We start from the raw sequence: 11,774 nt of genomic DNA, 5'->3' as shown, positions 1-11,774 counted from the left end.
GAAAAGGTTCAGGAGCCGTTTCGCAGACGCGCGTGATAGCTTGCGACGAGGAAGCAGACTTCCCGCGTGATTTCTTCTTCCCGCTCCGGGACCTCCAAGGCCATCTCGGTCGCCGAAAACATCAATTCGATTGTCAGCTTGGTTGCCATGGCAAGTCGATCTTCGGGGATGTCGGGCAAGTTCTTGCGGAGTGCTTCCAGGATCTCTTCGCTAACAAGGTCACGGGAATCCAGCCGGACTTCCTTGAGCACGGGAATGACCCGCATAACGCGGACGACCCAGGCGCCTCCGGGAAATGTCTTCGTGATTTCGTTTACTCGTTTCTGGATTCGCAGGATGCTTTCTGCTGAAGCCTCGAATGACTGCGTATCGATCCCCCCCTCGCGAAGCCATTCGAAAACGGCCTGGTCCTGCGCCTCCATCAGGCGTCGGCCGAGTTCGTGAAGGATGGCGTACTTGTTGGGGAAGTATCGGTAGAGTGCTGGCGGGGTGAGGCCGGCGCGCTTGCAAACCATATTGGTCGACAACCGTTCGAAACCGACCTCGGAAAGCAGGTCCCCGGTCACGGACAGGATCGTTTCGAATGTGTTGCGTGCGCGGTCCTGGGATGGAGAGACTTTTGTCTCCAGCTCGACACCATCCGAAGCCTGAGGCGTATTGTCGGGCTGAGGGCGTTTGGTCAAATCTGAATTCTGCCCCGGTCCGGGCATGCTTGCTCCCCTCAGCCTTCGGTTGACCCCGTTCATGTTTAGCTTGAGGGGTGATTGTTATACTTACATTACAGTTAAGCGCAATCGGCACGCCAAGTCTATCCAACAGCGAACGCGGATCGGGTCTATAGCTATGCAATCAAAGCACTTTTTCGGTTTTCTGATGTTTCGTAGAGGACGCTGGAGGCGTGCACCGCCACTTTGGCAACGTAAATAAAACATTCTGAATTGAAGGCTTTAAATGGGTTTGTTTGCCCGCCGGAGAGGCGTGAATGACCCCCAAAAAATCTGAGCAAAAAATTCTGTTCGATCTGGATAGAAAGTCAGTTCAAAGCGTCTGGTTCATATACGTGCGTGCAAAGTGCAGAGGACGAGTATGGTCGGCAGGTTATTGAATTCGTGCCTTTTGGCGGTGTGCGTGGCTGGATCCGCGTTTGCTCAGGATCTGGCGATCACGGGCGTCACAGTCTTCGATGGCACGGGTGCTGATCCCTACAAAGCGACTGTGGTGTTTGAAGACGGTCTTATCTCGTCGGTCGACAAGGCGGCCGGGCCTGCCCCCGCGGGCGTACCCGCGATTGATGGCGACGGCCTGTCACTTTTGCCTGGCTTCTTTGACCTGCATGTTCACTACACACCGATTGGCCAGCCGGCGACCACGCCTCAGATTTCGCAGGAATATGCCAAGACCGGTGTCACATCCGTTTATGATTTTGCCCAGCCACCGGAAGCCTTCGCGCCTCGCCGCGAGTGGCTGGAGTCGCTGCCGGGTCCGCGTGTGAATTTCGCGGCGCGTATGAGTACAACCAACGGGCATGGCGCTGACTGGTCTGACAAGAGTACGACCAAGTGGGTCAACACACCCTATGCGGCCACCGAAGCGGTCAAGGAGCTGCTGCCCTACAAGCCTGACGTCATCAAAGTTTTCACGGATGGCTGGCGTTATGGCTCCGGTGTCGACAATACGAGCATGAATGAGCCGACCCTGACAGCATTGGTTGAAGAGGCTCATGCTCATGGCTTGAAGATTCTGACCCATACCGTGACCAAGGACCGGGCTGAGATTGCCGGCCGGTCCGGCGTGGATATCATTGCGCACTCCGTACTCGACAAACATGTGGACCAGGAAACCATCGACACGCTCAAGGCTGGCGGTACGGCTTACGCGGGGACGCTTGCTGTCTATAATCCTGACAAACCGGAGACGACGGAGTTTGAGCGCGAGCATCCGACATTCAAGTCGCGTCAGGCACGGTTCCAGGTGGGTTTGGACAACATGAAGGCGCTGTATGAAGGTGGCGTCCTTATCGCGCTGGGTACCGATGCCGGAATGCCGCGTACGCCACATGGGTACTCCACACTTTCCGAAATGGAATTGATGGTGCGCGCGGGCCTCCCGGCGAAGGCTGCCTTGATGGCGGGTACTTCCAACAGTGCACGCGCTGTTGGGGTGTATGACCAGCGCGGCTCCATCGAAGTTGGCAAAGATGCCGATGTGGTTCTGATCGCCGGTAAGCCTTGGGAAGATATTTCCGATTTGCACAAGACGAAATACACCTTCGTTGGCGGAGACAAGGTGTTTGGAGAGGGGGCGCCGGTGCCGGTTTCCTCGACTGTGATGGAATCGTCCAGTATTTCGAGCGCACTCATCGATGATTTCGACCGGGAAGATGGGCGCTCCTCGCGTGACACTCTTGTTGTTGGTGATCCTGATGGAGGGATGGAGCGCAGCTGGCAGGTTTTTGAGATTCGCGACGATGGTGAGCGCGGAGGTGTGCTGCACCTGTCTGCAGATCTCGCGCTACGCGAAGAGGCCCGGGCGGGTATTGTCATTCCAATGAATGTTGGGTCGGTTCAGCCTGTGGATGGGGCGTCTTATCAGGGCATTGTCTTCGATATGCGCGGAGATGAGAAACCCTACACCTTGACTGTGTCGACCACAGAGGGCCGCTGGGAGCGGCAATTCGAAGTGGGTCAAGATTGGGAAACTGTCGGTATTCCGTTTAAAGATCTTAGCGCTCCCGCGGAAGGTGTTAAGTGGTCAGGTGATGGCATCGTTGATGTGCGGTTCCTGATCAAGAGGCCGGGCGGCGAGGCAGTATGGTATGAGCTTGATAATGTCAGGTTTTACTGAGCATTAGTGCGTTTGCATAATCGAGTCTGGGTGCTCGAAACAACAAAATTCGTGTACGAATAAAAAAGTGAAATCGCCCGTCGGGTGCCGGGGGCGATTTCCATGGTTTTCTTCTTCCCAATTTCTTTGTGTACTGCGTGATGATTTTATCTGCGCAGGTGCAACATTTGTGTGCAGCTGACACAAAAAGGAAAAATATTGACATTTTTTCGTGTGCGATGAGGCGTGCGCCGATAGCCTGCTTATTGCTCAATGAAGAGCAAGGAATGTGGTCAACGGCGGCCGCACAAAAAATCCGAATACAGATTTAACTAGGTCTGGCCGCGCTTGGTCGTGCCAGCGGGTGCAAGAGCTGCGCGAATGTCCGGCAGGGGGTCTGTCGGCAAGGCGGAGACTTGCGGGAAAAAAGAAGCTCAGGAGTCAGCAAAAATGAAATCCAGTGGATTGAGGGGGTCGATGAACGGGAACGGCGTCGCGCGCGTCGTGAAGTCGGGACGATTCATGCGGCATTGTGCAATGACAGTATCTACAAGCGCGCTTTTGCTTGGTGTGCTGTCGCAAGGGGCGTTGGCCCAAGAGGAGGCGGAAGACGACACTGCCCAGATGGAAAAGGTTCTGGTTGTTGGCTCCCAGATTGCTGGTGCCAAGGTTTCCGGCGCCCTTCCGGTTTCGGTTGTATCGCCTGACGAAATCGAGGCGACTGGCGCGGTTTCCGCAGAAGAGCTCTTCCGGACCGTTCCCTCAGCCGGTGATATTACCTTCAACGGCACTTATCTCGGAGGTGGCAACTCAAACGCTGCCCGGGGTGACGTGTCGACGGTCAGCCTGCGTGGTCTGGCCCAGGGCAATACGCTGCTTCTGATCAATGGCCGCCGCTCGGTGGTCCACCCGACATCGCAGACCGACAACCAAACTCCGGTCTTTGGTTACAACGTCAATGCAGTTCCGGTTCAGGGGCTGGCGCGCGTTGAGGTTCTGAAAGACGGCGCCGCCGCTCTTTATGGATCCGACGCTGTTGCGGGCGTTGTGAACAACGTCCTCCGGTCCGACTTCGAAGGTCTGGATGTCAATCTTCAATATGGACTGGCCGAAGGGACGAACCTGACTGAATTCACCGGGGATATTCTCTACGGCACGGATTTCGCGAACGGCAAAGGCAACATCTCTGTCTATCTCGGCGGCACAACGCGGGATTCCCTGCTGCGCTCTGACCAGGAGTACACCAACCTCGCCGATATGCGCCCATTGACCGACGGCACCAATTGGGCGGGCGTCGCATGGGATAACCGTTCGACCTGGACGAGCCCCTGGGGGCAGTTCACGCCGGTCGATACGTCTATTGGTGAGATCAGTGCAGACGGCACAGCTTTCACTGACGCGGCAGGCACCTTCCACGTTCAGCCCACGGACTTTGGTGCAGGGTGTCTGTACGATGTCGGTGGCGACATTTGTTATGGCGCAGGCAGCATTTTTACATCTGCATACAGAGATATGCGGCATGACGACCTGGAGACTTTCGATACGCTGACCATGCTGCCGGCGGTAGATCGCTTCAACATGTTCAGCTTCGCGAACTACGATGTTTCCGACAGCCTGCGAGTGTATGGCGAGGTTGGTTATTACAATGCGACGTCAGAGGCGGTTATTGCTTCCAGTGGTTCCCTGGGATCTGGTCCGATCTACATCGCTTCGGATGCATACTGGAACCCGCTGGGGCCTGTTGGGTCGGCAAACCGTATCGATGGGCTCAGCACGAACGTTCCGGCAGAAGGCGTGGATCTTGTGATCAACTCCTACAGCGCCGTGGATGCAGGTACACGTGACGTTGTCGTCGATAACGAGCAGATCAGGCTCCTCGCTGGTGCAAAAGGTGATGCATTCGGATGGGACTGGGACTCTGCAATCCTCTATACCGAAGCCACCGTGAAGGATTCTGCTGACGGGTATGACTCGCGACTGTTCCAGGAGGCTATCAACCGTACAGACGCCACCGCATACAACCCGTTCTGTGGTGGTGATCCGGCGGTGCCGGATGTCGGCGCTCCGGATTGCAACTCGCAGGAAACGATCGACAGTTTCCGCATCACTCAGGTTCGTGAAAACAAGACCACGCTTGCTTTGGCAGACTTCAAAGTTTCCAAGCCGGATCTGTTCTCGATCTGGGCAGGTGATATCGGTGTTGCTGGCGGTATCGAGTTCCGTCGTGAGACCTATCACGACGACCGCGATCCGCACCAGGATGGCTCGCTGCCTTACTATGACCAGATCACGGGGAACCTCGTTTCAGACTCCAGCCTGATGGGACACAGCCCATCGCCGGACGTCAAAGGCAACCGGAATGTTTCTTCAGCCTATTTCGAACTGGCTGTGCCACTGGTCTCACCTGAGATGAACATCCCGTTCGTTCAGGCGCTCGATCTACAGGCTGCGGCTCGTTATGAGGACTACTCAGATGTCGGGTCAGTCTCGAAGCCGAAGGTCGCAATGTCGTGGGATGTCATTGACGGTCTTCGCTTCCGTGGATCCTGGTCGGAGGGTTTCAAGGCGCCGAACCTTGAAGTGGTCAACACGCCGCTTCTGGAACGCGTCAATGGCTATCCGGACTACATCCAGTGTGAGGCAGCCCTCAGCCAAGGCCGGATCACCGACTTCAGCCAGTGTGCGACGCTGGGTGTGACGGTTGCCAGCCTGCGCTCGGGTAACTCCGAACTGGAACCAGAAGAATCGGAAAGCTCGTCCTACGGCGTGGTGTTCGAACCTCAGTTCATTCCTGAAAAGTTCGGTTCGCTCACGCTCACGGCAGATGTCTGGAGCATTGAGCAGAAGAACCCGATTGGCCTTCTGAATGACTCTGTCGCCCTGTCGTATGACTATCTGCTTCGTTTGCAGGGCAGCTCTAACCCGAACGTAATCCGTGCGGACCCAACACCTCAGCAGATCGCGGACTTTGCCGGCACAGGACTCACGCCAGTTGGCGATGTGGTCAACGTCATTGCCCGGTTCACCAACCTTTCGCCGCTCAAGGTCGAAGGAATCGACTATGGTGCGTATTGGGATGTCCCGGTTGGTCCGGGTGAGCTTTCGGTCAATCTCAATGCCACCTATCTGGACACCTACTATCAGAGCCCGACGGCTGAAGCTGCGGCTCTTCTGGAAGGACTGGCTGACGGAACGGTTAATCCGTATGTCACTGTCACCGGCGGTGGTAGCCTGATCCAGGAGAACGGGCGTCCGGAGTGGAAATATTCCATGTCGATGGCATATGACATCGCGAACTGGAAGTTCGGTGCGTTCTCGCAATACACCAGCGAAGTTTTCCAGACGAGCGTCAGCAGCTCGACCTATGGTCCATGGCCGATCGAAGACCATATGACCTGGAATTTCTACGGCCAATATACAGTCGAGAACGACACCTGGACAGACGGCACAGCCATTCGTGTTGGTGTGCGGAATGCGTTCAACGAAGATCCGCCGCTGGCTGATACCTACGGTTATCTCTCGTCCCTGTATCAGCCGCTGCCGCGCTACTGGTATGTGAATGTGAAAAAATCCTTCTAAGAAGGATTGGTCTCCGAATGGAGTCCGGGGCGGTGCAATCGTGCCACCCCGGACTTTCGTCCCGGGGTGGTGGTTGCTTGTCAACCGCTGAACCCTGGTTTCATCTGCATGCTTTGATCATCAGCCATCCATCGCGATTGGCGATGGGGTGTTGAAGGGGAGCTCAGGGATTCATGAAAAAGCTCACAGAGCAAAGTAACGCTGATCGAAACAAGCTTGAGCATACGGATGCTCATGGTCTGGACCGTAGGAAATTTCTGACTGCGGGCGCAATTGCCGCAAGTGGCGTTGCTGTTGCATGTGTGTCTCCGGTAGACGCGGCAAATTCAGGTGTTGCGTCCCTGGAACCAGTTCGGCCGCCGGACGCACCCGAAAGCGGTGACCTGAACGTTGCGGCGCATCGCGTCGAGACCCCGGGTCCGCGCGGCGTCGTCACGGCAGGTCATCCGCTCGCTGCGTCGGCTGGTCTGAGGATGTTCATGCAAGGTGGCGCAGCCGGCGATGCTGCGGTCGCGACAATGGCTGTTCTCAATGTGGTCGAGCCGTGGGCTTCCAGTATTGCCGGGAACGGATTTGCGACAGTCTATGACAAGCCGAGCGGTCAGGTCAGAGCCTTGAAATTCGGCGGCGCGGCACCTTTCGCACTAGATCCGAAGAGCGATCCCAAAGCATTTGACTGGGGGGTAAAGGCCGCCACGACCCCCGGTGCATTTGACGGCTGGATCGAACTGCTTCGCAAGCATGGGCGCCTGTCTCTGGGGGATGTAATTGCGCCAGCAATTGATTTGGCCAGAAACGGCCATCCGATAGATCCCTCCATTGCCCGGATCATAGAGTACATGCAGGGGCGCTTGCAGATGCACCCGACCACGGCGGAAGTATTTCTGCCGGGTGGGAAGACACCAAAGCCGCGCCAGATTCTGACCAATGAAAACCTCGCCAGAACGTTCGAGTCGCTGGTCGCAGAAGAACAAAAGGTTCTGGCTGGCGGTGGTGATCGCGATACCGCACTGCTTGCGGCAAGAGAGTATTTCTACAACGGCCCAATTGCGGCTGAGCTTGATCGGTTTTTCCGCGAAGTCGGTGGCTGGGTGAGAAAAGCCGACCTGGCTGCCTACAACGCTGAGTGGGCAGACCCGGTAAAAACGACCTATCGAGGATACGAAGTCTATTCGACACCCCTGACCTCCCGCGGCGGACTCGAAGTTTGTATGCAAGCCAATCTTGTAGAGCGCTTTGACGTGTCCTCACTCAAGCCGGGAAGTACGCAGCTGCTGCATCTGCAAGCCGAAGCCATCAAGCATGCCAAGGCCGACATCTATGCCTATGCGGCGGATCCGAAATTTGCCGACGTGCCGGTCGCGGCGATGGTATCAAAAGCATACGCTGCGGATCGCGGCGCCATGATAAACCCTTCGCTGGCTTTGCCGTTCCCTGAGGTTACGGATTTCCGGCGTTACGACCCATCTGCACCTGCTCCGCCGGTGTCGGCAACGCGCACGCCTGACGACGACGCCCGATATAGCGATACGACAAGTCTGACCGTTGTTGATGAAGAAGGGAACACGATCGTTGTGACCACAACGCTTGGCGGCGGTTTCGGCGCCGGTGTGATCGCGGGCAGTACAGGCTTCCTTTTGAACAATGGGATGCGCCTGGGGTCGACGTCGCCCTACGAAGACAACGTGAATTTTGTCGCGCCGGGACAGATCCCGATCCTCAACAACTCCCCGGTCGTGGTCATGAATAATTCCAAGCTTTGGGCTGCATTCGGAACGCCGGGCGGAGAAACGATCGGACAAAGTGAATTTCAGGTTCTGATGAGCCTGATCGATCATGGCATGGGAATTCAGGAGGCGATTGAGGCACCGCGCTTTGCGGTGAAGGCTGACCCGAACTTCTACCTGCCGGGCGCCAAATGCTTCTTGCAGCTGGAATCGAGATTCTCGTCGCAATGCCTCTCTGGTCTAAAGGCATTGGGACACATGGCAGATTATGTAGGACCTTACGCGATCGGAAGCATCCAGGGGGTGCGAGCATATGAAAACGGCGCTGTCATGGCGGGGGCCGATCCTCGACGGATGGCGATGGCGGCAGGCTGGTAAGGCTAGTTAATGTCCGTACTCGTTAGGTAATAGCGGACTTAAGGTTTTAAGGTTCTAAATTGGGAGAGATCAACGTGAGTTATAAAATGCGATTGAAATCAGCCGGGGCAGTTCTTGTGTTCGCGTCGGCAGTTCTGGTTGGCTGCAGTAGCCCGGGTGAAACAGCTGAGACCGAAAGCAAGGTGGAGGCTTCCGCCTCCGGTCCCGTGCTTATCGACGTTGAGATGACAGAGGGAACCAATATGTCAGCGGCGATGTCGCCCGACGGCAGCATGCTGATCCTGGCGCTGCAGGGCGTTCTGTGGTCCTTGCCTGCGGAAGGTGGTGAAGCGACAGCGCTGACACCAGCAGAACTGGATTCGCATGAGCCGGCCTGGTCACCGGACGGCTCTCTGATCGCATTCTACACCTATGCGGAGAATGGCTTCACGATCTGGACAATGAAGCCTGACGGATCGGATCTAACCCAACGAACCTTTGGCCCTTCTGATGCACGTTACCCATCATTCACGCCCGATGGCAGTAGCCTTCTTTATTCTGCCGATACTGAAGGGGGTTATCAGGTCTGGTCCCTTACGCTCGAAGAAGACGCCGAGCCGAAGCAGCTGACTGTCGCAGATGAAACCGGCTACGAGACGCCGTTGACACCTTACTTCTCAGGCTTTGGTAACGCAGTGTACCCAGTCCTGTCTCCGGATGGTTCGAAACTCGCATTCGTTATCGATGGTCAGATGGATGCACTGGTTGTCCGGGATATTGATACGGAAGAGAAGTTCAGCATAGCCTATACGGCGAATACACTTGGTGCGCCTGTCTGGGCGCCAGACGGCGAGTCTCTCTTTATTGCGGGTCTTCTGGGACGAGAGGGGCTGGTTACCCAGGCCTTCACGGATGGTTCCGACGCAAAATTGTTGGTGGAAGGAGGGGATGTGTTCCCGTTCCGGCCGTCCGTGCTTTCAGACGGTTCGGTACTGTACACAGCTGACGGCAAGGTGAATGTCATCGCGCCCGATGCTGAAGCGCCAACGAACATCGATTTTTCAGCCACAGTTGAGTTGAACCGAACACCCTATAAGCGCCGGGTTTATGATCTCACATCTAGGAAAGCGAAGCCGGCACTTGGTGTGATTGACCCCACCCTGTCTCCTGATGGCAAAAGCGCTGTCTTCACGGCGGTTGGGGACCTCTGGATGGCGGACCTGGAGAGCGGCGAGACAAAGCAGCTTACCGATGATGATTTTATTGACATGTCTCCCAGCTGGTCACCCGACGGTTCAAGCATTGCGTTCGTCAGCGACCGGGGTGGCAAGTCTGATGTCTGGTTGCTGGAAGTTGCGTCAGGTTCCTTTACTCAGCTAACTGATGCAAGTCGCCCTGCCAACTCTCCGATCTGGTCGCCGGATGGGTCGAGTATTGCATACTTGTCAGATGCGCTCATCACAATCTTCCTCGGCGCGACAGTTAATATCGTTGATGTCTCTACCGGCAGCGAGACAGTGATTTCCGAACCGATTTTTGGGCCTAGCCCACCCGCGTGGTCGAGTGATGGGAATACTGTGCTCGTGGTTAGTCGTCTTCCGCAAACCAACAGGTTCCGTGAAGGCTACAATGCCCTTCTCCTGATGCCTGCTTCAGGTGAAGGTGAGACCAAATGGGTGGCACCACAAGGCATGGATGCCTCTCTCGGACGGCGCCAATGGAACCGCCCCGCCTGGTCGTCTGACGGCATGATCGTGTATCGTTATCAGGGGGCTCTTTATATGGCGCCTCTGACTGCAGATGGCAGCCTCGGGGAAATTTCTCTGGTCGCCGAAGCCGGGGAAAATCCGAATTGGTCAACTGATGGAACCAAACTGATCTACATCGACGGCGCGGACATCATGTTGTTCGATCGAACTACCGGCGAAACAAGCACGCTCGACATCAAGCCTGAATGGCACCGTGATATGCCGGACGAAGACTACACGATCCGCGCTGGCCATATGTTCGACGTGGCTGCAGGTGAATATCTCGAAAATGTGGATATCATTGTTGAGGATGGTGTCATCAGTTCCATCGAGCCAGCGGGAACAGCCGAACTCGTCGGGACGCTGGTCGACGCTTCAGACAAGTATGTCATTCCAGGCCTGATCGAGAGCCATACACACCAGTCGATCACACAAGGAAAGGCGCTTGGCGATATCTGGTTCAAGTATGGCATCACAACCGTGCGTGAGACAGGCGATGACCCCTATCACGCGGTCGAACGCCGGGAAGCGGCAGATGCCGGCCGCCGGTCTGCGCCACGGGTGTTCACAGCCGGACCGCTGAACGAGGGGGCGAGAGTATCATACGGCGTTTCCGAAACAGTCGGCACGGTGGAAGAGGCCGCCAATTCCGTCCGCCTCTCTACCGAACTCAAGCTGGACCTCTACAAGAGCTATGTGCGGCAGGATTATACGATTCAGAAAGAGGTGATCGAACTTTCCCATGAATCCGGAATCCCGGTTACCGGGCATGAATTGTATCCTGCTGTCGCGAATGGCGTTGACCAGATGGAACATTTCGGAGCCACCAGTCGTCGTGGATATTCCCTGAAGAGCTCTCTGAACGGACATTCCTATCAGGATGTGATTGCCCTGATTTCGCAATCGGGAATGTATGTCACTCCCACGCTCGCGATGGGAAAGCGGGCAGGTTCGGAATTCGTTCAGGCCGGTCAGGATGCATTGGTAGAAATCATCGAGAATGGCGGCAAAATAGTTGCCGGCACGGACTCCCCGTTCGTGCCTTATGGTGCTTCACTTCATGATGAGCTTGCAGTTTATTCCGAAGCTGGTGTGCCCAATGCAACCGTATTGAAGCTGGCGACAAGTCAGGCCGCTGAGGCAATCGGTGTCGGCGATCAACTGGGTCAGATTGCGCCGGGCTATCTTGCCGATATCACCATCCTGGATGCCGACCCGTTAGCAGATATTGCCAACACTTTGAGCGTCAGTGAAGTGATGAAAAACGGAGAGATCGTCTACACCAAACCGGAATAGGTTCCGGTCAGACCCAATGTCGTGATTTTCGAATACGGTCCATCTTCGCAGGAGTGCGAGGGTGGACCGTATTTGTGTCCTGTTGGCGCGCCCGTCGGCTCCGATATCAGCCGGGCAAGGAAACGAAAATTGGCATTCGATCCGCACGATTGCTTCAGATCTGCGCAAGTGCAGACATTTGCCAACGCCGGTCCTCATCTCGCTTGTTTCTTTCCGCCTCTTCGGGATGGCTATGTCCGGTCGG

Annotated in this window: 5 protein-coding genes; 4 read left to right on the top strand and 1 reads right to left on the bottom strand. The window is 56.1% G+C overall.

Annotated elements, in window-relative coordinates:
* Positions 1 to 8: 8 nt before the first annotated feature.
* Entirely contained in the window at positions 9 to 683 is a 675-nt protein-coding gene (locus HY17_RS13005) for a TetR/AcrR family transcriptional regulator (protein ID WP_034767527.1), read from the bottom strand.
* 445 nt (positions 684 to 1,128) lie between these two features.
* Between HY17_RS13005 and HY17_RS13000 the strand changes: the two genes are divergently transcribed.
* The 4 genes from HY17_RS13000 to HY17_RS12985 all read left to right on the top strand — a co-directional run bounded on the left by HY17_RS13000 (position 1,129) and on the right by HY17_RS12985 (position 11,530).
* A complete protein-coding gene (locus HY17_RS13000; protein WP_197020284.1) occupies positions 1,129 to 2,844 on the top strand; it encodes a CIA30 family protein in 1,716 nt (571 codons plus the stop codon).
* A gap of 516 nt (positions 2,845 to 3,360) precedes the next feature.
* Complete coding sequence (locus HY17_RS12995; protein WP_197020283.1) at positions 3,361 to 6,402, top strand: TonB-dependent receptor domain-containing protein; 3,042 nt, start codon at positions 3,361 to 3,363, stop codon at positions 6,400 to 6,402.
* Positions 6,403 to 6,575: 173 nt separating this feature from the next.
* On the top strand, positions 6,576 to 8,507 hold the full coding sequence (locus HY17_RS12990; protein WP_081813142.1) for a gamma-glutamyltransferase family protein: 1,932 nt from the start codon (positions 6,576 to 6,578) through the stop codon (positions 8,505 to 8,507).
* A 59-nt stretch (positions 8,508 to 8,566) separates the two neighbouring features.
* On the top strand, positions 8,567 to 11,530 hold the full coding sequence (locus HY17_RS12985; RefSeq protein WP_155843623.1) for an amidohydrolase family protein: 2,964 nt from the start codon (positions 8,567 to 8,569) through the stop codon (positions 11,528 to 11,530).
* Positions 11,531 to 11,774 lie beyond the last annotated feature (244 nt).

The organism is Hyphomonas sp. CY54-11-8 (assembly GCF_000682735.1).
GTDB lineage: Bacteria > Pseudomonadota > Alphaproteobacteria > Caulobacterales > Hyphomonadaceae > Hyphomonas.
Note: the sequence above shows the minus strand (reverse complement) of the source record. Positions and strands in the feature narration are given on the sequence as shown.

Bases quoted from the DNA above. Each gene is read 5' to 3' on its own strand.
- HY17_RS12995 (WP_197020283.1), top strand. From the start codon at position 3,361: ATGACAGTATCTACAAGCGCGCTTTTGCTTGGTGTGCTGTCGCAAGGG.
- HY17_RS12990 (WP_081813142.1), top strand. From the start codon at position 6,576: ATGAAAAAGCTCACAGAGCAAAGTAACGCTGATCGAAACAAGCTTGAG.